General features: G+C 63.5%; 26 protein-coding genes. 11 read left to right on the forward strand and 15 right to left on the reverse strand.

All coding sequences use genetic code 11. From position 1 onward, the window contains the following. Positions 1-7 precede the first annotated feature (7 nt). Positions 8-835 (forward strand): serine O-acetyltransferase, encoded by an 828-nt coding sequence (gene cysE / locus M2267_RS12050; protein ID WP_429114744.1) that lies wholly within the window; start codon positions 8-10, stop codon positions 833-835. Positions 836-851: 16 nt separating this feature from the next. Here the strand turns inward: cysE and M2267_RS12055 are convergent, their stop codons facing one another. The 3 genes from M2267_RS12055 to M2267_RS12065 all read right to left on the reverse strand — a co-directional run bounded on the left by M2267_RS12055 (position 852) and on the right by M2267_RS12065 (position 3,920). Continuing rightward, on the reverse strand, positions 852-2,036 hold the full coding sequence (locus tag M2267_RS12055) for a metal transporter (RefSeq protein ID WP_429114745.1): 1,185 nt from the start codon (positions 2,034-2,036) through the stop codon (positions 852-854). After that, positions 2,033-3,160: a multicopper oxidase domain-containing protein gene (locus tag M2267_RS12060; protein ID WP_429114746.1), complete on the reverse strand. Its 1,128-nt coding sequence runs from the start codon at positions 3,158-3,160 to the stop codon at positions 2,033-2,035. Before M2267_RS12060 ends, M2267_RS12055 begins: the two co-directional genes overlap by 4 nt. A 313-nt stretch (positions 3,161-3,473) precedes the next feature. Beyond that, a complete protein-coding gene (locus M2267_RS12065) occupies positions 3,474-3,920 on the reverse strand; it encodes a glyoxalase superfamily protein (RefSeq protein ID WP_429114814.1) in 447 nt (148 codons plus the stop codon). Between the two features lie 269 nt (positions 3,921-4,189). On the opposite strand from M2267_RS12065, the gene M2267_RS12070 reads away from it, so the two are divergent. Both M2267_RS12070 and M2267_RS12075 read left to right on the forward strand, forming a co-directional pair. Beyond that, positions 4,190-4,822: a LysE family translocator gene (locus tag M2267_RS12070; RefSeq protein WP_429114747.1), complete on the forward strand. Its 633-nt coding sequence runs from the start codon at positions 4,190-4,192 to the stop codon at positions 4,820-4,822. Between the two features lies 1 nt (position 4,823). After that, positions 4,824-5,396 carry a hypothetical protein gene (locus M2267_RS12075; protein WP_429114748.1) on the forward strand — a complete coding sequence of 191 codons (573 nt, stop codon included), beginning with the start codon at positions 4,824-4,826 and terminating at the stop codon, positions 5,394-5,396. Positions 5,397-5,620: 224 nt separating this feature from the next. On the opposite strand, the gene M2267_RS12080 is transcribed toward M2267_RS12075, so the two are convergent. Continuing rightward, a complete protein-coding gene (locus M2267_RS12080) occupies positions 5,621-5,905 on the reverse strand; it encodes a hypothetical protein (protein WP_043619526.1) in 285 nt (94 codons plus the stop codon). Positions 5,906-6,168: 263 nt separating this feature from the next. Between M2267_RS12080 and M2267_RS12085 the strand changes: the two genes are divergently transcribed. Together M2267_RS12085 and M2267_RS12090 are read left to right on the forward strand one after the other, a co-directional pair. Continuing rightward, positions 6,169-7,335 carry a hypothetical protein gene (locus M2267_RS12085; RefSeq protein WP_429114749.1) on the forward strand — a complete coding sequence of 389 codons (1,167 nt, stop codon included), beginning with the start codon at positions 6,169-6,171 and terminating at the stop codon, positions 7,333-7,335. A gap of 77 nt (positions 7,336-7,412) precedes the next feature. Then, positions 7,413-7,820: a VOC family protein gene (locus M2267_RS12090; protein ID WP_402325593.1), complete on the forward strand. Its 408-nt coding sequence runs from the start codon at positions 7,413-7,415 to the stop codon at positions 7,818-7,820. A 6-nt stretch (positions 7,821-7,826) separates the two neighbouring features. On the opposite strand, the gene M2267_RS12095 is transcribed toward M2267_RS12090, so the two are convergent. The 3 genes from M2267_RS12095 to odc2 form a co-directional block, all read right to left on the reverse strand. Then, positions 7,827-8,453, reverse strand: coding sequence for a LysE family translocator (locus tag M2267_RS12095; protein ID WP_043619555.1), 627 nt, complete (start codon positions 8,451-8,453; stop codon positions 7,827-7,829). Between the two features lie 218 nt (positions 8,454-8,671). Further along, complete coding sequence (locus M2267_RS12100) at positions 8,672-9,262, reverse strand: GNAT family N-acetyltransferase (protein ID WP_429114750.1); 591 nt, start codon at positions 9,260-9,262, stop codon at positions 8,672-8,674. 87 nt (positions 9,263-9,349) lie between these two features. Continuing rightward, entirely contained in the window at positions 9,350-10,489 is a 1,140-nt protein-coding gene (gene odc2 / locus M2267_RS12105) for an ornithine/lysine decarboxylase (RefSeq protein WP_246764948.1), read from the reverse strand. Between the two features lie 695 nt (positions 10,490-11,184). Here odc2 and M2267_RS12110 point away from each other — a divergent pair. From M2267_RS12110 to M2267_RS12120, 3 genes are all read left to right on the forward strand, one after another. Then, positions 11,185-12,078 (forward strand): LysR family transcriptional regulator, encoded by an 894-nt coding sequence (locus M2267_RS12110; RefSeq protein ID WP_429114751.1) that lies wholly within the window; start codon positions 11,185-11,187, stop codon positions 12,076-12,078. A gap of 101 nt (positions 12,079-12,179) precedes the next feature. Beyond that, a complete protein-coding gene (locus M2267_RS12115) occupies positions 12,180-12,824 on the forward strand; it encodes a DUF1007 family protein (protein WP_429114752.1) in 645 nt (214 codons plus the stop codon). Further along, positions 12,818-13,870 (forward strand): nickel/cobalt transporter, encoded by a 1,053-nt coding sequence (locus M2267_RS12120; RefSeq protein WP_429114753.1) that lies wholly within the window; start codon positions 12,818-12,820, stop codon positions 13,868-13,870. Before M2267_RS12115 ends, M2267_RS12120 begins: the two co-directional genes overlap by 7 nt. A 22-nt stretch (positions 13,871-13,892) precedes the next feature. Here M2267_RS12120 and M2267_RS12125 read toward each other — a convergent pair whose 3' ends face one another. The 4 genes from M2267_RS12125 to M2267_RS12140 form a co-directional block, all read right to left on the reverse strand. Continuing rightward, on the reverse strand, positions 13,893-14,099 hold the full coding sequence (locus M2267_RS12125) for a hypothetical protein (protein ID WP_034786975.1): 207 nt from the start codon (positions 14,097-14,099) through the stop codon (positions 13,893-13,895). Positions 14,100-14,141: 42 nt separating this feature from the next. Then, complete coding sequence (locus M2267_RS12130; protein ID WP_429114754.1) at positions 14,142-14,837, reverse strand: GNAT family N-acetyltransferase; 696 nt, start codon at positions 14,835-14,837, stop codon at positions 14,142-14,144. A 121-nt stretch (positions 14,838-14,958) separates the two neighbouring features. Continuing rightward, positions 14,959-15,672, reverse strand: a complete 714-nt coding sequence (locus M2267_RS12135) for a tellurite resistance TerB family protein (RefSeq protein WP_429114755.1) — start codon at positions 15,670-15,672, stop codon at positions 14,959-14,961. A 206-nt stretch (positions 15,673-15,878) separates the two neighbouring features. Continuing rightward, entirely contained in the window at positions 15,879-16,517 is a 639-nt protein-coding gene (locus M2267_RS12140; protein ID WP_043619547.1) for a 2-dehydro-3-deoxy-phosphogluconate aldolase, read from the reverse strand. A gap of 201 nt (positions 16,518-16,718) precedes the next feature. Between M2267_RS12140 and M2267_RS12145 the strand changes: the two genes are divergently transcribed. The 3 genes from M2267_RS12145 to M2267_RS12155 all read left to right on the forward strand — a co-directional run bounded on the left by M2267_RS12145 (position 16,719) and on the right by M2267_RS12155 (position 19,163). Beyond that, the gene (locus tag M2267_RS12145; protein WP_034786982.1) at positions 16,719-17,192 is read left to right on the forward strand and encodes a CYTH domain-containing protein; all 474 of its coding nucleotides are present in this window, start codon (positions 16,719-16,721) and stop codon (positions 17,190-17,192) included. Further along, positions 17,189-18,097: a CHAD domain-containing protein gene (locus M2267_RS12150; protein WP_429114756.1), complete on the forward strand. Its 909-nt coding sequence runs from the start codon at positions 17,189-17,191 to the stop codon at positions 18,095-18,097. The genes M2267_RS12145 and M2267_RS12150 overlap by 4 nt, the downstream gene beginning before the upstream one ends. A gap of 109 nt (positions 18,098-18,206) precedes the next feature. After that, a complete protein-coding gene (locus tag M2267_RS12155) occupies positions 18,207-19,163 on the forward strand; it encodes a rhodanese-related sulfurtransferase (RefSeq protein WP_429114757.1) in 957 nt (318 codons plus the stop codon). Positions 19,164-19,438: 275 nt separating this feature from the next. On the opposite strand, the gene M2267_RS12160 is transcribed toward M2267_RS12155, so the two are convergent. The 4 genes from M2267_RS12160 to M2267_RS12175 form a co-directional block, all read right to left on the reverse strand. Further along, positions 19,439-19,846 (reverse strand): GFA family protein, encoded by a 408-nt coding sequence (locus M2267_RS12160; RefSeq protein ID WP_429114758.1) that lies wholly within the window; start codon positions 19,844-19,846, stop codon positions 19,439-19,441. 110 nt (positions 19,847-19,956) lie between these two features. After that, the gene (locus M2267_RS12165; protein ID WP_402325609.1) at positions 19,957-20,733 is read right to left on the reverse strand and encodes a MetQ/NlpA family ABC transporter substrate-binding protein; all 777 of its coding nucleotides are present in this window, start codon (positions 20,731-20,733) and stop codon (positions 19,957-19,959) included. A 39-nt stretch (positions 20,734-20,772) separates the two neighbouring features. Beyond that, a complete protein-coding gene (locus M2267_RS12170) occupies positions 20,773-21,438 on the reverse strand; it encodes a methionine ABC transporter permease (protein ID WP_192450810.1) in 666 nt (221 codons plus the stop codon). Beyond that, the gene (locus M2267_RS12175) at positions 21,428-22,510 is read right to left on the reverse strand and encodes a methionine ABC transporter ATP-binding protein (protein ID WP_429114759.1); all 1,083 of its coding nucleotides are present in this window, start codon (positions 22,508-22,510) and stop codon (positions 21,428-21,430) included. The genes M2267_RS12170 and M2267_RS12175 overlap by 11 nt, the downstream gene beginning before the upstream one ends. Positions 22,511-22,681 lie beyond the last annotated feature (171 nt).

Genomic DNA, 22,681 nt, shown 5'->3' on the forward strand with positions numbered 1-22,681 from the left:
GTGGCGCATGACCGCATTGATTGAGACGCAGCGCTACGAAGGCTCGCTCGCCACACCGCTTGCCGACGGCGCGGTCTGGAGCCTGATCCGGGCGGAAGCGCGCGCGCTTGCCGCCCGTGAACCGGTCATGGCACCCTCCCTGATGCCGATCATCGACGCCGGGTCAGATGCCGAGTTGCTGGCCGGCGTGCTTGCGGCCGGCTTGACCGTCGCGCGCGTCGACGAACGCTCGCTTGCGCAACTGCTCGCCGGCATCTTCAAGGCAAACCCTCAGATCCTGCTGGCGACAGAAGCCGACCTTCAGGCAGTGAAAGAGCGTGACCCGGCCTGCCCGGGCCTCATGCATGTGTTGTTGAACCTCAAGGGCTTTCAGGCGCTACAGATCTATCGCGCGGCCCACCAGCTCTGGGTCGATGGCCGCCGCGAGGTCGCGAGCTGGCTTTCGAACCTCGCCTCGCTCGTCTTCGGACCCGACATCCATCCGGCCGCCTGCATTGGCAAGGCTGTCATGCTCGACCATGGCTCCGGCATCGTCATCGGCGAAACCTCGGTCATCGAAGATCAAGTCTCGATCCTGCAGAACGTCACGCTCGGCGGCACCGGCAAGGACACCGGAGACCGCCACCCGAAGATCCGCCGCGGCGTTATGCTTGGCGCCGGCGCCAAGATCCTCGGCAATATCGAGGTCGGCGCCTATAGCAAGGTCGCCGCCGGTAGCGTCGTCCTCAAGACCGTTCCGCCGCGCACCACCGTCGCGGGCGTGCCGGCAACCGTCGTGCGCATCCATCGCGTCGATGAAATTCCGGCGGCGGAGATGGACCAGACGATCGTCTGACCCATCCTATTGACCGTCAGATCTTCACCAGCGCCGCGGTGACATACATGAAGGCCGCACCGGCCGCGAGACCCGCCAGAACCGGCGGCGTCAGGAAGACATCGCCCCGCCGATCGTTCTGGCGCATCAGATAGGCGCCAACCTCGACGATAACCTGCAGGATCGCACCAGCCCCGACCGCCAGCGCCAGCGCCGACCACTGCGCCGACGTCGCAAGACTGCCGAGCCACATGCCGATGACGGCTGGACCGCCAGCAAGCAGCGTCAAGCCGGCGAAGACCGGGAACGGCGGCCTCTTCTTCAGGATCGGCGCGGCGATGCCGATGCCCTCGGTGACATTGTGGAGCGCAAAGCCGAGCACGAGGAAGGTGCCGAGCCCGGCCGAGCCGGCCGCAAAGGCGGCGCCGATCGCCAACCCCTCGCCAAGATTGTGCAGGCCGATGCCGAGCGCGATGTAGGTGGAGAGCGCCAGCCCGGTCGGGGCGCCGCTACGCCGGCCGATTGCCATCAGCAGGAGGAAACTGCCCAGGCCTGCCAGCACCACCATGACGGACCCCTGGAAGATCGCCGCCGCCTCGCCGGCAAGCTCGAGCGCCTCGCCGCTGGCATCGACCAGCAGGAAGCCGAGCAGGCCGATCGTCAGCGACAGCAGGAAGGCCATGCCCTCGCGCCCAACGCCACGCAGGACCGGATAGAACATCAGGCCGACGGCCACGGGCACGATGCCGACGATGATGCCGACCAGGGCTTGCAGCCGCAACTGGCCCGTCGTCGCCTGGGGCGTCGGCACGGCAACCGCTATGTCATGCGCAAAGGTGGCGCCGGTGTCGGTCACCACCTTCACGGCATGCGCCTCGCCCAGCATCCAGGGAAACGGCAGCTTCAGCCATGCGGCCCCGCCACGCGCGATCGGCCCCGGCGGATCCTGGGTGAATTGCCAATAGGCGTCGTCCACCTGGACCTGCGCCACCGTCATCGGCTCCGATCCGCCTGCACGAACAAGCAGACTGAGACCGCTATCGTCGAGCACGGTCCTTTCGAAGGTGAGATTTTCGACAGGCGGCGCACCGTTGCGGAAGCCCGACAACGGATCGGTCGATACGAGCCAGGCAACGGCGATGCCAAAGACGATGAGAGGCAATGCCAGCCACACCAGGTTGGTCTTTGCCGCGCGAAGGGCAGCTCTTGGCATCTCGTTCATGCAAGCGCCTCCACCACATCGAACATGCCGACCCAGCCGAGTTCGGTGAACTCGGTCTGGTGCGGGTGAAACATGTAGAGCCCGGGTTCGTGCTCGGCAAAGGTGAACTCGAGGATGCCGCGCTGCGCCTGGCACTGGGTGATGAGATCGACCGTCCTCAACGTCGGCGTCAGCGTCGTTCCCTGATCGTAATAGTCGAAGAAATTGGCGTGCAGGTGGAAGGAGTTGATCGGATCGAACTCGATGACGTTGACGAGATAGATGCGCACCGGCTTGCCCTTCACGATCCGGATCGGCCGCTTCATGAAGGCGTGCGCGACGGTGTTGACCGCGTAGAATTCGTTCTCGGCATCGAAATTGGTGTCGAAGGCGTTCATCACCATCACCAGTTCCTGCCAGCCGGCATTCTCCGGTGTTCCGAACAGTCTGGAGCGGGCGACCTCCACATGCTCCGGCCGGCGGTCCGGGTCCGGATCGATGACGAAGGCACCGTACATGCCCTTGTGGATATGCCGGCGCAGCGGCATCGCGTGGCAATGGTAGAGATGGCAGCCGAAGGGCTTGGCATCGAACTCATAGATAAACTCGTCACCGGGATCGACCATGCCGGCACCCGGCACACCATCCATACGTGCCGCGTGAATACCGTGGAAATGGATCGAGTGCGGATGTGACGCGTAGTTGCGGAAAACGATCCGGAGCCGCTCGCCTTCCTTGGCCCGAAGCGCCGGGCCGGGAACCCGGCCGTTATAGGTCCAGGCGGGAAATTTGATGCCGGGCGCGATCTCGATCTCGCGGTCCTCCGCCGTCATCTCGAAGGTGCGCAGCGTCCGTCCGTCCGGCAGCGTCGAAACCGTGCCGGTATCCCAGTCGGTCAGCATGTCCGTCGGGTCGAAGCCGTTGACGGCGCTATCGACCTCTCCGACCGTCATCATCGCGCCATGCCCCATGGCGGGCATCGGCTCCTGTCCCGCCGCTCCCGATGGCGTGGCATGACCGACATGGCTTGCCTGTTGTTGTCCCAGGGCGGCGCTGGTGCAGATCGCCGTTCCGCCCGCTGCCGCCAGCCCGCCCATCAGCAGGCTGCGCCTTCGCAGCAGGTCCGGTCTTGTCGGCTTGTCCATATTCGCCCCTCTCCCTCATTGGGTAACGCGCACCCGCACTGCGCCTGACCGGGGCCAGCAACGAGCCACATGCTTCTGCAAATCATTTGCAACAACATGAATAATGCAAATGCAACCCATTCGCAACTGACTCGGGCACGCGTGACGGTCCGCAGGGGCCGGCAGGACCGCGCGCTCTGGGCGACACCCTGTCAGCGACCCTGAAACGAAAACGTCCCCGGAAAGCGCGCAGCTTCGGGGACGTTGGGTTGGACTTCGGCGCCGGACCGGAAACGGACATGTCCGCATGGCCTCGGCAGGCGGTGGTCGCGCCTCACCATTCAAGTTCGAGTTGCGGCACCCCGTTGGAGGTTTTTTCGATCGTACGGCCGTTCTCGTCCACCGTCGCCGTGACCCGCTGGCGGAAGGCCGAGAAGCTGTCGAACGTGACGACGTCGACCGGTGCATCGAACTTCATCGTCAGGCGGTAGCGCCCCGGCTGCGCCGTCAGCGCCTGCACCGAAAGGATCTCACCCTCGAAGGCCTGGCCGAGATAGCGCCCCTTCACGCGGGATCCGAGCATCCAGGGATTGAACGGCGGACGGTTGCCGACAGCGGCGTGCAGCGTGTTCCAGTCGCGATAGCCGTACTGGGCGGCGATCAGTTCGAGCGAGCGGGAATGGCCGATGGTTTCGCCTTCGGATGCAAGGCGGGTGCGCAGACGCTTGGCCTGGTCTTTCAGGGCGTCGAGCGAAGGAAGCGGGTTTGATCCGCGCGTCATGAGAAGGTCTCCTGCAGCGGCATGCATTCCTTGAAGAGGGGAGCCCGCATTGCCACCGGTTCGCATGCCGTTTCGGCTGACCGTGTCTCAAAAGAAGGACTTCACCAAAGCATGACGCTCGCGGACGGCAGGGACCTTCACCCTGCCGCTTCCATAGGGGATGCCGCTTCGGCTGTCAAACATACCGCTGAACCGGCGTCCGCGCGAAAGACGATTGCGCACGCGCAGAAGCTGTGGGACGACTACCGGAGACGACGGAGGAGGACGTGATGACCGAAATGACGATACTCGCATTCGCGCTGGTTGCCTTCATCGGCATCGCGACACCGGGCCCGACGGTCCTGCTCGCACTCACCAATGGATCACGCTACGGCGTGCGGCGGGCAACGGCCGGCATGGTCGGCGCCGTGCTCTCCGATTTCGTGCTGATCGGCGCGGTCGCGCTTGGCCTCGGCGCGCTGCTGGCGGCTTCCGAATTCTGGTTCACCGTCGTCAAGTGGCTGGGTGCGGGCTATCTGGCCTTTCTCGGCATCATGCTGCTGCGGTCGAAAGGGACGATCCAGGTGGCAAACGAAGCCGGCGGTGCCGCTCCCGTTTCCTCCGCCGCGATCTTCCTCAAAAGCTTCCTGGTCGCCGTCACCAATCCCAAGGGCTATCTGTTCTTTACCGCCTTCCTGCCGCAGTTCATCGATCCGGCGGCATCACAGGCGTCGCAATACGCCATGCTTGCGCTCGTCTTCGCAGCCGTCGATTTCATCGTGATGTTCGGCTATGCGCTACTCGGCGCGAAGGCAGCAGCCTTCCTCAAGCGTTCCGGCGCCGTCTGGCTTGACCGCCTCTGCGGCGGCGCGTTGCTGGCGCTCGCCGGCTCACTCGCCCTCTATCGCCGCGCCACCGCCTGAAATGCTGTTTCGCCAAAACGCGCTCTCTGGCATCGCCAGCGGTGACGTGACCTTGGCCTTCCGGCGCTGGATCAAGCCGACGGTCAAGGCCGGCGGTAGCTTGCGCACCGCAGTCGGTGTTCTCGCCATCGATGCCGTTGACGAGATCGAGGAAGGCGCGATTACCGACAGCGATGCCCGCAAGGCCGGCTTTGCCGATCGCGCCGCCCTTGTTGGGGAGCTGGCCGCGCGCACAGAAGGACGCTGCTACCGCATCGCCTTCCACCGGGCCGGCGACGACCCACGCATCGCCCTGCGGGACGCGGCCGACCTCGACGATGAAGGGCGGGCAGAAATCGACCGCAAGCTCGCGCGCTTCGACGACAGCGCCGGCATGGCCTGGACCCGTCCGGTGTTGCAGCTGATCGCCGCCCGTGACGGAACGACTGCGGCGGAGCTGAGCGTCGCCATCGGGATGGAAAAACTGAAGCTCAAGGCGCGCATCCGCAAACTGAAGGAGCTCGGCCTCACCGAAAGCCTCGATGTCGGCTATCGCCTGTCCGGCCGCGGGCGTGCCTTTCTCGGCGGAAAATAGCGCGCGTGAAAAAGCGGATGGTGCCGAGGACACCATCCGCTTCCAGACTTGAGGCACACGAGACCCGCGGCAGAGAAGAACACCCTGAAGGCTCTTCCCTACATCCCTGCGTCACGGATCACAGTGCAAGTGTTGACGGGTGATCGGTTCGAACGCGTTTCGAAGCAAACCCCGGAGCGATTGCGGGATCGGGGCGGAAAACCGCGCCGCTTTCCCGTTGCCCTTTAGTGGCGGCGCTGTTTGCCGCCGTTGTTCGACAGGATGCCGAGGCCAAGGTCGAGATCGTTGCCGGAGAGAACGCCGTTCAACGACTTGTTGAGGATGCTGTTGTCGGAAAGCACATCGCCGACATCGACCTTCGGTGCGACGACGATGCCATTGGCGATGCCGCCGTTGAGCACGTTGACGTTCTTGCCGGACAGAACACCCAGCGACAGGCCACCGGCCGACGCCTGGGACACAGTGGCGGCCACAACTGCGAATGCGATGCAAACTGTCTTGATCGTCATGGGGTTACCTCCTGTTGGACGTGTACCTGCTGTACACAACCAAGAGAGTACAATTAACATTTCAGTAATCAATTAAGAAAGCAAATCATAATAAACAGTTAAGCATAACAACTTCAATTCTAACGAGCGCCAGGGCCGGATCTTCCGACGAAGCATTTGGGCATGGCACCGGGAATATTCGACACAGCTAATTACAACATAAAGTTTTATTAACCACGTAACTCCATCATATACTTATAAAGGCATCGATTGAGGAAGAGGGGATGCGACCATTCCCGGCCGTCGTAGTCACTCTTGTTGTTCTCGCGACAGCCTTTCCGGCGGCCAGTGAAACCACGCTCGATTACTCCGCCGGCTACGGCCACAGCAGCAATATCTTCGAGGACCCGCAGGTGCTTTCCGGACCATTCTGGGAAGGTCGGCTGGGGTTACGCGGCAGCCTCGAGCTCGGTGACGGCAAGCTCAGCTACGGCATCCGGCAGTTCGAGCGCCGGATCACCGACTACCGTTTTGCCGACACGCATTTGACCGGCGGCACGCTCGGCTATTCCTTCCCGATCGGAAAGAACCTGCTGGTCGAACTCGAGGGCGCCGCCATCCGCAACGATTCCGGCGACCTCTTCCTCAAGCTGCCGAACAACATCATCGGCTACCGCACGATCGATTATTCGACCCAGGCGGCGGCCAAGGTCACGGCCGAAGGCCTTGGCGGCAAGACTGCCTTCTCGGCGAAATACGACGAGCGCCGGCGCGGCATCGCCGAGTTCACCACCGATCTCATCCGCCCCACCAAGCTCGACCCGGACGTCGCCCTTGCGACCTTCGGCGCCAGCCACTACCGCACCGTCGGCGGCGGCGAGCTTTGCCTGTGCGTCGAATATAACCGCTCGATCATTCCCGGCGACGAACAGAACAGCTTCGTCCGCTTCCCGGCGACGACGCTGCGCGGCTCGATTGCCTATGCGCGACAGTTCGACAACGGCCTGACCCTCGTCGGCGAGGCCGGCCTGATCACGCTGATGAGCGACAATCTCGGCGATACCAGTCGCTACACCGAGCCCTATCTGCGAGCCGAAGCCAAATGGGAAACATCCGGCGGCTTCGAAATCGGCAGCGGCTTCCGGCAGGACATCGCCATCGACGACATCGACGATGCGGTCGCCGAACTCACCCGCACCATCTCCGCTTCGATCGCGCAGCGCTTCAATCCCTGGATCAAGGCAAGCCTCGGCTACGAGGTCAGCCGCGCCACCTACTATTACTATCTCTACGACCGGAAGACCGAGACCGTCACCGCAAAGCTGCTGCTCGGCCCAGAAGAGAAGCCGCAGCTCGAAATCGAGTATTCCCATTCGCTGCAACGGGAAACCGACCCGACGCAGGACTACAGCGCCAACACCATCGTCGCACGCATCGGCGGGTCCTTCTGATGCAGATCGCGCTGTTGCACCGCCGATAGAGGTGTGAGACGACTTGCCACCCAAACAGGCAGGACGAGGAGACAGGCATGATCGGCTATACGATGGTCGGAACGGCGGACCTGAGGCGCGCCGAGCGCTTCTATGATCCGGTGATGGCGCTGATCGGCCAGGAGCGCTGCTATTGCGACGAGCAGGTTTCCTCCTGGGGTCGAAAGGACGATGACAAGGCGCCGCGTTTCTTTGCCTGCCATCCCTTTGACGGCGGGACGGCCTCCGTCGGCAACGGCGCCATGACTGCCTTCCTGGTGGAGAGCGCCGGCGTGATCGACCGGCTGTTCGAAACAGCCATGGCGCGCGGCGGCAGCGAAGAGGGAAAACCGGGTTTCCGCCCGCAATATGGCGATGGCTTCTATGCTGCCTATGTGCGCGATCCCGACGGCAACAAGCTGGCCTTCGTCTGCTACGACGCCCGCGAGACGCAGAGTACGTCCTGATCCGTCCTAGCGGCGCGTCGACCAGCCGAACCAGATCGCGACGGCCGCAAGCATCAGTGCGAGCACGCGCCGCACCAGCCGTTCGCGTGCCGGCGAGTTGAGCACCGGCTCCAACGCCCCGGCCAGAAGCACGATCGCGGCGTGAACCGCGGTCGCAACACCCACATAGAGCGCGGCAAGCGTCAGGTTCTGCGGCAATAGCGGCCGGGTATCGTCGACGAAGGTCGGAAGCACGGTGACGAAGAACAGCGCCGCCTTCGGATTGAGCAGATTGGTGATCAGGCCGCGCCGGAAATAGAAGAATGCGGGCTTGCCGCTCGGCCCCGCCTCCTCACCGTCACCATTCCAGGCTTCGAAGGCGAGATAGAGCAGGAAGCCGACACCTGCCCAGCGAAGCGCTCCATAGAGCATGTCCGACCGACCGACGAACTCGGCAACGCCGAAGGAGGCGGCAAAGCCGACGATCGCGAGGCCCAGCGCCACGCCGGCGACGGTCGCCATGCCGGGCCTGCGCCCCTCCGAGGCCGCGACCATGGCGAGGTACGCCATGTTCGGCCCCGGCGTCAGTTCGATGATGAAGGATGTCAAAAGAAAGGGCAGCAGGGTCGCTGCCCCGAAAATGAACGGATCCATGCGCGAGACTTCCATCCGCTTGCAACGGGGCCCACCGGCTTGCGGTAAGGCCTTGTCCGCAAGGTCAGGTCAGCGACACCGCATTGTCAAGGAAGATCACGAACCCATCAGCAGGGAGCGCCCGGCATGGCACGCGTCTGCCCCCTCGCCGATCAGATCGAACCAGCGAGGGAGCAGCGAAAAATCCGTCACCGCAGGGTTGGCGACGGAAAGCGATCTCAGGCGGCGCGGCGAACCGGCGGCATGGCGAGCTTGCGGCCGCTGGCGACGATCAGGCCGGCAGCACCCTCGAGCCAGCTGTCGCGAAGCTCGAGCGCCAGGAACCGGTCGCGTTCGAACGGACCCGGCATGACGAGATGCTGGGTGCGGCTGGCAAAGAAGCCGAAGCGCTCGTAGTAGGCCGCGTCGCCGACGAGCAGGATCGCGCCATGGCCGCGGTTCTTGGCGTCTTCGATGGCAGCGCGCATCAGCATGGCGCCTATGCCCTTGCCCTCATGCGCCGGGTCGACGGCGAGCGGGCCGAGCAGCAGCGCCGGCACGGCATGGCCTTCGCGGCTGACGCCGGCCTCGACGTTCCAGAGGCGCACGGTGCCGATCACGTGGCCGTCGACATCGCGGGCGACGAAGGCAAGGCCTTCGGCCGGCAGCCGGCCGCTGCGCAGCTTCTCCGACGACTTGCGACGCCGCTCCGGCCCCATGGCGCGGTCGAGCAGGTTCTCGCGCGCGACGACGTCGCCCGGATTCTCGGCATCGATTACAAATGTAGTGGGCGCGAAAAACGCGCGCAGGGCGTCAACAACAGCGGCCATCGGGGCCTCCCGTCATCAAAACCGCTTCAGGCGGACCGAACGATAATTGTGAAGTGGCGCTCCCGCTTGAAGACGGGAGCAGCCGGATCAGATCACATAGGCCTTCAGCGGCTCAAAGCCGTTGAAGGCGACGGCCGAGTAGGTCGTCGTATAGGCACCGGTGCCTTCGATCAGAACCTCGTCACCGATCGAAAGCGTGATCGGCAGCGGATACATGTTCTTCTCGTAGAGCACGTCGGCCGAATCGCAGGTCGGGCCGGCGAGAACGCAAGGTTCCATTTCGTCGGTGTCGCGCGCCGTGCGGATCGGGTAGCGGATCGCCTCGTCCATGGTCTCGGCGAGACCGCCGAACTTGCCGATGTCCAGGAACACCCAGCGATGGGCGTCGTTGTCCGACTTCTTCGAAACGAGAACGACTTCCGCCTTGATCACGCCGGCATTGCCGACCATGCCGCGACCGGGCTCGATGATCGTTTCCGGGATGTGGTTGCCGAAGTGCTTCTTCAAGGCACCGAAGATCGCCTGGCCGTAAGCTTCCGCCGTCGGCACGTCCTTCAGGTACTTCGTCGGGAAGCCACCGCCCATGTTGACCATCTTGAGCTCGATGCCCTGCTTGGCCAGCTGCACGAAGACGCGCTTGGCATCAGAGAGCGCTGCATCCCAGGCATCCAGCTTCGTCATCTGCGAACCGACATGGAACGAGACGCCGTAGGAAACGAGGCCATGCTGATGAGCGTAGACGAGCACGTCGACGGCCATCTGCGGGACGCAGCCGAACTTGCGCGACAGCGGCCATTCGGCGCCTTCGCCATCGGTCAGGACGCGGCAGAACACGCGGGCGCCGGGGGCTGCGCGGGCAACCTTCTCGACTTCCTCGTGGCTGTCGACCGCAAACAGGTTCACCCCGAGCGCGTGGGCGCGGGCAATGTCGCGCTCTTTCTTGATCGTGTTGCCGTAGGAGACGCGGCTTGCGGTCGCACCGGCGTCGAGCGCCATTTCGATTTCGGCGACGGACGCGCAATCGAAGGAGGAGCCCATGCCGGCGAGCAGGCGCAGGATTTCCGGCGCCGGGTTTGCCTTGACCGCATAATAGATCGAGCTATCCGGCATCGCGTGGCGGAAAGCCTTGAAATTGTTGCGCACGACGTCGAGGTCGACAACAAGGCACGGGCCTTCCGGTCGTCGGGTGTTGATGAAGTCGATGATGCGAGCCGTGGTCATGGCCATATTCCCCTGATCCAAGATGCCCCGCTTTCGCGGAGGACAAAGGGCATACGCGCACATGCTCTGGAACCAGCCGGTGGAGACCCCGGAACCACGCATGCGCTCGATGCGCGAACGGTGAATCAAAGCCCGCCTAGGCTTCAATTCGGCTTTGTCTGCCATGGATTGGAGGGGGTAACCCAACCGCACTTCCGGCAATGAAGGTGTGCCTCTTCAGTAACCCCGGCTGTTGGAAAGCCGGCAGACACCAGAAAGGCCCGCACCGTCGTTGCTTCAAGATGTCCTCGCATTTCCCGGTTGGCCGGAATAGCGACTGGAGGGGTTAGTTCCAGGTACCTTACCGATACCCTCACCTAATCGAGGGTCGGCGGACACCCACAGGCACGTGCGACTTTGGGCAAGGGCGTAGGTAAGAAAAAAGCCCGTCGTAATCAAGAGTTTTTTCACAACCGCGGTTGAATTTTTTTCCAGCCGGGCAAAACTGTCGATGTTCACAAATCCTGAACGACAACCACCGGATCAATCACCGATCTAAAGCATTGAAAGAAAGCTATTATTTTGAGAAACCGGGGCCACTGCCAGAACCCGGCGCGATGACGCAAGCGACGGACAATCTGCCGCCGGCATCATCGGCGCGGAAAGAGGCCCTCGCCGGCGAATCGGCGAAGCACGATTGAGAGCACGAAAGAAAGATCGCCATGGACACACTCACCCGTATCCGCGCCTTTATCGATGTCGTGGACGCCGAGGGGTTCTCGGCCGCCGCAAGGCGCGTCGGCAAGTCGAAGGCGCTGCTTTCCAAATATGTGCGCGAGCTCGAGGATGAACTCGGTGCGCTGCTCCTCAACCGCACGACGCGGCAATTCTCGCTGACCGAGGCCGGCCACACCTATTACCGCACCGCGTCGGAGATCCTGAAGGAGATCGACAATCTCGCCGACCTCGTGCGCGCCAACAATTCCGACCTCAAGGGGCGGCTGCGCATCACCGCGCCGCGCACCTTCGTCGATGCGGAGATCGGCCAGTCGCTGGTCGATTTCGGCAAGCAGCATCCCGAACTCTCGCTCGAAATCATCTCCGACGACCGGTTCGTCGATCTGGTCGAGGAAGGCTTCGATGTCGCCATCCGCATCACCCGGCTCGAAGATTCGACGCTGATCGCCCGCAAGCTCGACGATTTCCAGGTGCTGATCTGCGCCGCCCCCGAATTCCTGGAAAAGGCTGGCCCGATCGCTCACCCGACGGACCTTTCCAAGCTGCCCTGCATTCTTGATACGAACGGCCGCTCCTATTCCAACTGGCGCTTCGTCGAGCCTGACGGTTCGGCCTTTACCGTGCCCGTCAGCGGCCCGATCGAAGTCAACAGCCCGCTTGCCGCCCTCAGGGCCACCGTCTCCGGCCTCGGCGTATCGATCATCCCGGATTTCATCGCCCGCCCGAAAGTCGCCACCGGCGAACTCGTGACGCTGTTCGACGATTTCCTGCCCCGCGACCGCGGCATCTATGCGATCTATCCGCATCGCCGCTACCTCCCGGCCAAGATCAGGACCCTCGTCGACTTCCTCCACGCCTGGTTCCGCAAGCCGCGGTGATCGGGCACCTAAGCCTCAAAGTCCCAATTCCGTCCCATTTCCGGTACATTCCCGGAAACGAATCGCGGAGCGATCGCTCCAGCCGAAAGGATTGCCGCCACATGAGAACCAAATGCCTCGTCATGGCCGGCCTTGCCACCTTGGCTGCCCCGTCGCTGGCCTTTGCTCACCCGCATATCTTTGCGGAAGCGCGCCTCGAGGTGGTCTCCGACGACAAGGACGAGATCAGCGAACTCCGCAACGTCTGGCGCTTCGACGAACTGTTCTCCTCCAGCGTCGTGCTCGATTTCGACAAGAACTCGAACGCGACACTCGATCCGGACGAGCTGGCGGAAGTCGGCCAGACGGTGATGGAGTCCCTGTCCGAGTACAATTACTACACGACGATCCTCGACAACGGCAAAACCATCAAGGTCAACAAACCGGACCACATCACCGTCGATTACAAGGACGGGCAACTGCTGATGATGTTCGCGGTCAAGCCGGCCGAGCCGATGCCGCTCAAGGGCAAACTCTCCTTCGGCGTCTACGATCCGACGATGTATACCGCGATGGACTTCGCGAACGACGATGACCTGACGGTCGTCGGCGACAAGATCAATGCCTGTGAGCACAAGGTCGTCCGCCCTGATCCCGACGAAGTTCTCGCCGAGAACAAGGACACCTTGACCGATGCCTTCTGGAGCGATCCGACGGGCACCGACATGTCGAAGCTCTTTGCAACCAGGATTGAGATCACATGCTGAATACCCGCGGGATTGGACGCCTGGTCACGGCAGCGCTCATCGTCACGGCGCTCTCCGCAACGATCGCCGCGGCCCAGTCGCCCCTCGGCATCGGCACGGCCGAGCCGGCGTTCAAGACGACCGGTTTTCTCGGCGGCTTCTTCGCCTGGATCAACATGGAGCAGCAGGGCTTCTATCGGCTGATGACCAACGCGCTGAAGGGGATGCGTGAGAACCCCTGGCAGCTCTGGTCGCTGGTCGGCCTGTCCTTCACCTATGGCGTGCTGCATGCCGCTGGCCCCGGCCATGGCAAGGCGGTGATCTCCTCCTACATGATCGCCAACGAGACGGAACTGAAGCGCGGCGTGCTGCTCTCCTTCCTTTCCTCGCTCCTGCAGGGCGTGGTCGCGATCCTTTTGATCGGCGCCGTCTACCTCATCCTGCGCGGCACCTCGATCAGCATGACCAGCGCGACGCGCTGGCTGGAGATTGCGAGCTACGCGCTGATTGCTGCCTTCGGCGGCTGGCTTCTCCTGCGCAAGCTACGGTCGATGCTGCGTCCGGTCGCCGTGGCTTCCGTGGCCGGCGGCGGGCAGGTCCATCTCGCGCACGATCACCATCACGATCATCACGATCACCATCACAGCCACCATCATGATCACCACGGGCACAGCCATGGGCCGGGCGAAGTCTGCGCAAGCTGCGGCCATGCGCACGCGCCCGATCCGTCGATGCTGAAGGGCGATCGTTTTGCACTGCGCGAAGCCTGGTCGGCGGTCATCGCCGTCGGCCTGCGTCCCTGCTCCGGCGCGCTGATCGTGCTGTCCTTCGCACTCCTGAACGGGCTTTACCTCGGCGGCGTGCTTTCGGTCTTTGCCATGTCGATCGGCACGGCGATCACTGTCTCGATCCTCGCGACCATGGCCGTCACCGCCAAGGGCTTTGCGCTCCGCTATGCGGCAAACGGCGCTGCGGCCGCCCGGATCTCGAACGGTATCGAGATCGCCGGCGCTGCCCTTGTTCTGTTGCTGGGATTGGCGCTGCTCGGCGCGGCGATACAGAGCTGACACAGACGGCCTGATCAGGCCGTCACAGTCCGCGCTTGCGCTGGTAGCGCGCGCGGAGCCAGAAGAGCAGGAAGAAGCCGAGAACGAAAATCACGCCGAAGGCGGCGGCAAGCCAGGGCGAAATATCGCCGAGCTTGAGCATGATCGACGGCAACACGAAGAAGCCGAGGCCGGCGACGACGAGAATGATCGCAGCGGCGATCGCCGGTGACTTTTCCTTGTTCTGCATGACTTCCCTGCTGTTGTCTGCTGCGGCCTGAGCAACCGGCGCCTATTTCGACGCCTGCCGCTCCAGGTCCGAGCGAATATCTTCAAGCCGCCGCTTCTGGCGACCGTCTTCATCGAAATTATCAGCTGCAAGCCAGCTTTCGAATGCGGCATTGAGCAGCGGCCATTCGCTATCGACCATCGAAAACCAGGCCGTGTCGCGGTTGCCGCCCTTGGAAATCATGTGCTGCCGGAAAATGCCTTCGAAAGTGAAACCGAGGCGTGCCGCCGTCTGACGGCTGGCCATGTTCTCGCTGTTGCACTTCCATTCGTAGCGGCGGTAGCCCAGATCCTCAAAGACGTGTTTTGCCATCAGGTAGTGGACTTCGGTCGAAAGCGGCGAACGCGCCATGGCCGCGCCATGCGCCACGGAGCCAACCTCGACGACGCCATTGGCCGGATCGGGGCGCATGTAGTTGGCCATGCCGACGACAATGCCGGTTGCCTGGTCGCGGAACACCTCGGTGACCCAGCTGGACTTCTGCTGAGCCGCCGTCAGCCACGCGTCGAAGTCCTCGATCCCGGCGAAGTCCGGCTGCGCGAAATATTTCAGCAGCGGGTTGATCGCCATGCCGCCGAGGCCATCCCAGAGATCCTGCAGATGCCGGTCGCGCTCATAGGGCTCAAGCTTGACGAAGCGCCCCTCGAGTGCGACGCCCTTCGGCGCCGGGCACCCTTTCCAGTTCGTCAGATCTCGCATCGGCCGCTCCTCCTTCATCCCTGCCCTTCGGCATAGGCCAGAGTGGCGGCCGACACAAATTCAAACTGGTGATGAACCCTGTTCGAACCGGTGATGAAACCGTGCCGGCAGAACCGATCCCCTACGCGGTGGCCGGCACCTTGGCGGCCGAAACCGTCGCCTCGATGTGATCGACCAGCGCATCGGGAAGACCGAGACGGCCGGCAAGCAGGTCGAGATAGCCACGCTCCGCACGGGTTTCCGGTTCGATCGTCAGGCGCGACGCGGTGTAGACCTCTACCCGCTCCTCTTCGGTCTTTGTCGCGCCGACGATCGCGTCGATATCGACGGGGTTGGCAAGTTCGCCTTCGAGGAAGCTCGCGGCATCGGCCGAGAGGCCCGATACCGACAGCTTGTCCATGATATGCTGGCGCTCGGCATCGTCGATATGCCCATCGGCGCGCGAAGCGGCGATCATCGCGCGCACCAGCGTCAGCGCAAAATCATGGCTGACGGCTTCCGGCGCGGAGGCGAAACCGGAATCGGCCGGCGGCGGCAGAAGTTCCGGGTCGCCTTTGGCGACCGTTGCGCCGCCGGGTGTGTTGCCGGCCTGATAATTCTTGTAGGCCTGGTAACCGAGACCGGCGATCGCCGCGAGACCACCGAGCACGGCGGCGTTGCCCGCCAGCTGGCGACCCGACTTGGTACCGAGCAGAACAGCGGCAATGGCGCCGCTCGCCAGCGGATTGTCCTTGGCAAGCTGCGTCGCCTGGGTCGCGCGATCGCGCACCGTGCCGCCGGCACCGGGCACCTGCGATCCCAGAAACTGATCCAGCAATTTCTTCGCGTCGAACATCGGGTTTCGCTCCTTGTCGGTTCCGGGCGGTTGAAGACGAGCGCAAGGGTGCGCCGCCCGCGCGCCCGTCGCTGAATGGATTGAGACATAGGAACGTTGCAGGGAAAATACAAATTCGCGCCAGAGGCGAGCGACGCCGTCCAGCCAAAGAAAAAGGCCGGGCTCTCCGCCCGGCCTTTCAAAAAACGGAAGGCGTTGCTTGCCGCTCAGCCCTTGAGCACGAAGGCTTCTGCCGCGAGCTTGGTGATGCCGGCCCAGTCGCCCTTGGCAACCAGTTCCTTCGGCGCAACCCAGGAACCACCGACGCAAACAACGTTGGGCAGCGTCAGATAGTCGCGCGCATTGGCAAGGGAAATGCCGCCCGTCGGGCAGAAGAGCGTGCCGGCAAGCGGCGAGGACAGCGACTTGAGGTAAGCGGCGCCGCCGGCCTGCTCGGCCGGGAAGAACTTCATGACGTTGTAGCCTTCTTCACGCAGGCCCATGACTTCGCTCGCCGTCGCAGCACCCGGCAAAAGCGGCACCTCGTGGTCGTTGGCCACGTCGATCAGTTCCTGCGTCGTGCCGGGGCTGACGATGAACTTCGAGCCAGCTTCGACCGCCGCTTCGAACTGGGCGGCGTTGAGGATCGTACCGGCGCCGGCAACGGCACCTTCGACTTCGTTGGCAACGGCGCGGATCGCTTCGAGTGCGGCCGGCGTGCGCAAGGTGATCTCGATCGCCTTCAAACCGCCGGCAACAAGCGCGCGCGCCAGCGGAACGGCGGTCGCCACGTCGTCGATCACCAGAACCGGAACGACCGGCGCCAGTTTGAGGGTTGAAAGAAGCCTGTCGGATTTCGCGCTCATGCCGATCGTCCTTTTTAAAACGATTGAATATGCCCTCCGCATACTCCCCCGGCCACCGGTTGTCGAGACCCAAGGCGGCGGGAGCGCGGCTTTCGCATGTAAGGCAAGGGTAATATGCAACTTGCGACAAAGAGATGACTTGAGCCTTTGCGCGAAAGCGATAGGTTGGTGGCCGCGGGCCCCTGAAATGGCGGATTTTCCATGGCGAAGGAAATAGAGCGCAAATTTCTGGTCGCTTCCGACGGATGGCGGGAGCGTGCCGACAAGGGCATTGACCTCAGGCAGGCCTATGTCGTGACCATGGACGACCGCTCGCTACGCGTGCGCATCCACGGCGACAAATGGGCGCGCCTCACCATCAAGATCGGCAAGTCGGCGCTCGTCAGGAACGAATACGAATACGACCTGCCGATGGACGATGCCCGCGAGATGCTGACCCAGGCGGTCGGGATCGTCATCGAGAAGAGGCGCTACCGGGTGCCACACAAGGGGTTCACCTGGGAAGTCGACGTCTATGGAGGCGCCCTTAAAGGCCTCGTCGTTGCGGAAGTCGAAATGAAGCGCGAGACCGACATGCCGGCGCTTCCCGATTGGGTCGGGCAGGAAATCACGGGCGATCGCCGCTACTCCAACCAGTCCCTCGCCACCGAAGGACTGACGGAACCGCAGCCATGACCTACGCCTTCGAACCTGGACGGCCTTTTTCGGAAGACTTCCGCGCGATCGCCGCCGAACAGCTGACACAAGCGGTCATGACGCTCGAAGATCGGCCCGACGGCATGCACGAGGCGATCCACGAGGCCCGCAAGAACTTCAAGCGCCTGCGCTCGCTGTACCGTCTCGTCGCAGCGGACGTGCCGCTTTTTCAGAAGCACGAAAATGCGCGCATCCGCGACATGGCCCGCAACCTCTCAACCGTTCGGGACGCGGCCGCACTGGTCGAGAACGCCCATTACCTCAAGGCAGCCGCTTGCAACGAGGAGGAAGAACGGGCGCTCGCCCATGTCTGCGAGCGGCTGACGACACGCCGGGACCGCATCACTGAAAGCGCGACCGATATCGAGGACCGCGTGGCAGCCACCATCGTGCGCTGCGAGCAGGCACTGCAGGCCCTCAGCCAGGTGACATTCGACGATCGACGCCGCAAGACCGCAAACCGGCTGACAAAGGGATGGCGGCGCACTCTGAAGCGGGCCAAGCGCGCCAGGCAGGCATGCAGCGAGACCTCGGAAGCCCCGGCGTTCCACGAGCTGCGAAAGCGGGCGCAGGACTACCGCATGCATCTCGGCCTGATGCACGCGGTCTGGCCTTCCGCCCTGCAGGCCAAGCGCGCCGAGGCCAAAGCGCTGGTCGACACGCTCGGGCACCTCAACGATCTCGCGGTCATGACCCAGTTGATCAACGAGGATCCGGGTCTTGCCGGCAACAGTCAGGATCAGGCCCACCTCATCGCGGCCGTCATCGACCGACAGGGAAGCTTGCGCAAGCACGCTCTTGATCTCGCCGCCGAGGTCTTCCAGGAGGAACCGGACGACGAAAGCCGAACGATCCGGTTGCTCTGGCTCGACGCCGCGCGCTGATGTTTCGGCGAAAGTTCGGCGGGCGGGGCGACTGTCCGCGCCGCGACAGAGTGCCCATGGGCCCCGCCGCGATTGCGCTTGCGGCGCGAAAGCTGTATTTGCACGGGCCATGACCGACATTTCCACGACCCCGCTCGCCCAGACCCATGGTGAGACGCATGGCCAGTTCCTGGTGGCCGCGCTCTATCATTTCGCAAGCTTTCCGCGCTTCGCCGAATTCCGCGAGCCGCTGCAGGCCGTCTGCGACGAAAACGGCGTCAAGGGAACGCTGCTTCTGGCGCATGAAGGCATCAACGGCACGATCGCCGGCACCGATGCCGGCATCACCGCGGTGCTTTCCTTCCTCCGCGCACAGCCCGAGTTCGGCGCATTGGAGCACAAGGAAAGCCGCGCATCGTCCATGCCTTTCCTGCGCATGAAGGTGCGGCTGAAGAAGGAAATCGTCACCATGGGCGTCGAGGACATCGACCCCAACAAGATCGTCGGCACCTATGTCGATCCGAAGGATTGGAACGCGTTGATCTCCGATCCCGAGACGATCGTCATCGACACGCGCAACGACTACGAGACGGCAATCGGCATCTTCAAGGGCGCGGTCGATCCGAACACCAAGACCTTCCGCGAGTTCCCGGACTGGGTGCGCAACAACACCGGCCTGCACAACAAGCCGAAGATCGCCATGTACTGCACCGGCGGCATCCGCTGCGAGAAGGCGACCGCCTTCATGAAGGAGCAGGGCTTCGACGAGGTGTACCATCTCAAGGGCGGCATCCTGAAATATCTCGAGGAAGTGCCGCAGGAAGAGAGCCTGTGGGAAGGCGCCTGCTTCGTCTTCGACGATCGCGTTTCAGTTACCCACGGCCTCGAGGAAGGCGAGCACACGCTCTGCCACGCCTGCCGCCAGCCGTTGACCAAGGCTGACCTGGCTTCACCACACCACGAAGACGGCGTCGCCTGCATTCATTGCCACGAGGTCCGCACCGACGAGGACCGCGAACGCTACCGCCAGCGCCAGAAGCAGATCGACCTTGCGAAGAAGCGCGGCGAGCGCCACCTCGGTAGCTGAACGACCGATTCGCCGCCTCATCTGCGCGGTAATGCCCCTCATCCGCCTGCCGGCACCTTCTCCCCGCAAGCGGGGCGAAGGGACTTGCGGCACCGCCCCTGCTCACAAAGCTAACCCCAGCTTTCGGCTGCGACTTGCAGGCAGTCCCCGGGGTTCCCGGGTACAGAGAGCTCCGTGGCGCCCCAGCGCGGCACGTCCCCTCGCCCCGCTTGCGGGGAGAGGGTTAGTCCTCGGGTTTAACCCGAGGAGAGGGGCAGTTTCACTAGCGAACGCAGTCAGCCCGGCAGCGCCTCGCACTCCCCAAGCACCAGCGCGCTGCGGTCCCATTCATGCCGGCTGCGCGTGAAGATCGCATCGGTCGGCTGAAACACCGAGGGGTCATCGAGCGTGCCGGCATAGATCGACACACGCGGATCATCCGGCGGACCTGAGCCGTACACCTGGCTGCCGCAGGTCTCGCAGAAATAGCGAACGGATGGATTGCCGTTTTCGGCGCGCGTCTCATAACCGCGGCCCGCGCCCGACATCGACACATCGGCGCGGTCGAAGATCATATAGCAGCAATGGCCGGTTCCGGTCGTACGCTGGCAGTCGCGGCAATGGCAGAAGCCGGAAAAGAGAGGCTGAGCCTTCAGCTCATACCGGATCGCACCGCAGAGACATCCGCCCGTCATCGCATCCATGTCCTACCCTCCTCAAGGCAGGCGGAGGATAACGCTGCGCGCGGTCCGGTCAAAGAAAAACCGCGCGCCGGGGTGCGGCGCGCGGTCGATGGTTCGCTTAGCGGAGATGCTTACCAGCTCGGGATCAGCGCGCCCTTGAAGGTGTCGTTGATGAAGGCACGCACCTTTTCGTCGTGGTAGGATTCGACCAGCGTCTTCACCCACGGCGCGTCCTTGTCGGCCTTGCGAACGGCAATGACGTTGGCGTAGGGCGACTTTTCGCCTTCAATCGCGATTGCGTCCTTCTTCGGATGCAGGCCGGCTTCCATCGCGTAGTTGGTGTTGATCACGGCCGCATCGACGTCCTGCAGCGAGCGCGGCAGCTGGGCAGCGTCGAGCTCGGCAAAGGTAATGTTCTTCGGGTTCTCGGTGATGTCGGCCGGCGTGACCTTGAGGCCAGCCTCTTCCTTGACCTTGATCAGGCCCTTGGACGCGAGAACGAGCAGCGCGCGGCCGCCATTGGTCGGGTCGTTCGGGATGGCGATCGTCGCGCCGTCCGTGAGTTCGTCGAGGCTCTTCACCTTCTGCGAATAAACGCCCATCGGGGTGGTGATGGTCGTGCCTACGCTGACGATGTCGAAACCGCGATCGGCGATCTGGTTGTCGAGATAGGGCTGGTGCTGGAACGAGTTGGCGTTGAGGTCGCCGTCAGCCAGAGCCTGGTTCGGAACGACGTAGTCGGAGAATTCGAGGATCTCGATGTCGAGGCCCTTGGGGGCTGCGACTTCCTTCACCTTCTCCATGATCTGGGCGTGTTCGCCCGGCGTGACGCCGACCTTGATGGTTTCGGCGAATGCCGCGCCGGCGGAAAGAGCGGCAATCGCTGCCGCGATGATGAGCTTCTTCATGGTCGTCTCCTTGTTCACGTTTAAGTCTTGGGAGGAAAATCAGGTCTTGCGGTTCTTCTTGTCGAAGCGCCGCGCGAGGCCATCGCCGGCGCTCTGCACGAGCTGCACCAGCACGATCAGCACGATGACGACGACGAGCATCACGTCGGGCATGAAACGCTGGTAGCCGTAGCGGATGCCGAGGTCGCCAAGCCCGCCGCCGCCAACGGCGCCGACCATGGCCGAATAGCCGATAAGGCTGACGGCGGTCATGGTGAGCGCCAGGGTCAGCGCCGGCCGCGCTTCGGCAAGCAGCACCTTGAAGACGATCTGCATCGGGGTCGCCCCCATGGCCCGCGCCGCCTCGATCAGCCCCTTGTCGATCTCGCGGATCGCCGCTTCCACCAGCCGCGCGACGAACGGGATCGTCGCGATCGTCAGCGGCACGATCGCAGCCTTCGTGCCGATCGAGGTGCCGGTCAGAAGCCGGGTGAAGGGAATGATGGCAACGACCAGGATGATGAACGGCGTCGAGCGCGTGGCGTTGACGATCAGCCCGACGATGCGGTTGAGCGTCGGCGCCGGGAAGAGCTCACCCTTGCCGCTGGTCGCGAGAAAGATGCCGATCGGCCCACCGATCAGCGAGCCGATGAGGCCGGCGATGGCGACCATGTAGATCGTGTCGACGGTGGCGCCGCCGATGCGCAGGAGAATATCAGGCGACATAACCGAGCACCTCCGTGACCAGACCGTTTTCGGTAAAGAAGCGTTCGGCGCGGCCGGACGTCTCGGCATCGGCGCCATAGGCGACGACCAGCGAGCCATAGGGGGCGCCGCCGATCTCGTCGATCGTGCCGGCGATGATGTTGACCTCGGCGCCGACGGACTTGATCAGCTGCGAGATCAGCGGCTTTTCGGCTGCCGCCCCAAAGAAGGTCAGCCGCACGACGGCGCGATCGCCGGCGGCCGGTGCAGGCTTCAGCGCGCGGGCGACCGCGTCTGGAAGCTTCGAGCCCGGCAGGCCCGAAAGCAGCGCCCGCGTCGTCTCGTGCTTCGGATGAGTGAAGACATCGAAGGTGTGGCCACGCTCGACGATGCGGCCGTGATCGATGACGGCAACATCCGAAGTTACCGCCTTCACCACTTCCATCTCGTGGGTGATGAGCAGCACCGTCAGGCCGAGATCGGCATTGATGCGCTTCAACAGCTCCAGGATCGACTGGGTCGTCTCCGGATCGAGCGCCGAGGTCGCCTCGTCGGAGAGCAGGAGCTTCGGCTCGGTCGCAAGCGCCCGGGCAATGCCGATGCGCTGCTTCTGGCCACCCGAAAGCTCGGCCGGATAGCGCCCGTGCTTGTCGGCAAGGCCGACGAGATCGAGCAGCGGCAGCACGCGCTGTTCGATCGCGCGCTTGTCCATGCCCGCGATTTCAAGCGGCAGCGCGACGTTTCCGAACACGGTGCGCGAGGACAGCAGGTTGAAGTGCTGGAAGATCATACCGACGGATCGGCGCAGGCTGCGCAGCGCCGCCTCGTCGAGCCCGCCGACATCGACGCCGTCGACCAGCACCTTGCCGCCCGTCGGCTTTTCGAGCCCGTTGACCAGCCGGATCAGCGTCGATTTGCCGGCGCCGGAACGGCCGATGATGCCGGTGATCGAGCCGCGATCGACGGTCAACGAGACCTTGTCGAGCGCAGTGAAGGCGCCGCTGGTGCCGGACGCGGGGAAATGCTTGGAAACGCCGTCGAAGACGACGGCCGCGTCAGCCGATGGCGCGGCGTTTTGGGCGGAAACGCTCATCGTTCGGAAATCCCCGAATGAGGCGCAGTCGGAATGTGCGGGTACATAAGTGCTCTCGGATGTTCAAAACTCATGATCCCGGGCTTGGCCGGGATGGAACGCGCGTCTGGTCAGGCCGACATTCGACAACGCATTCGGAACAGGGAGCACTTCTCTAACATCAAGCAACCA

Source organism: Ensifer sp. KUDG1 (assembly GCF_050434285.1).
GTDB lineage: Bacteria > Pseudomonadota > Alphaproteobacteria > Rhizobiales > Rhizobiaceae > Ensifer.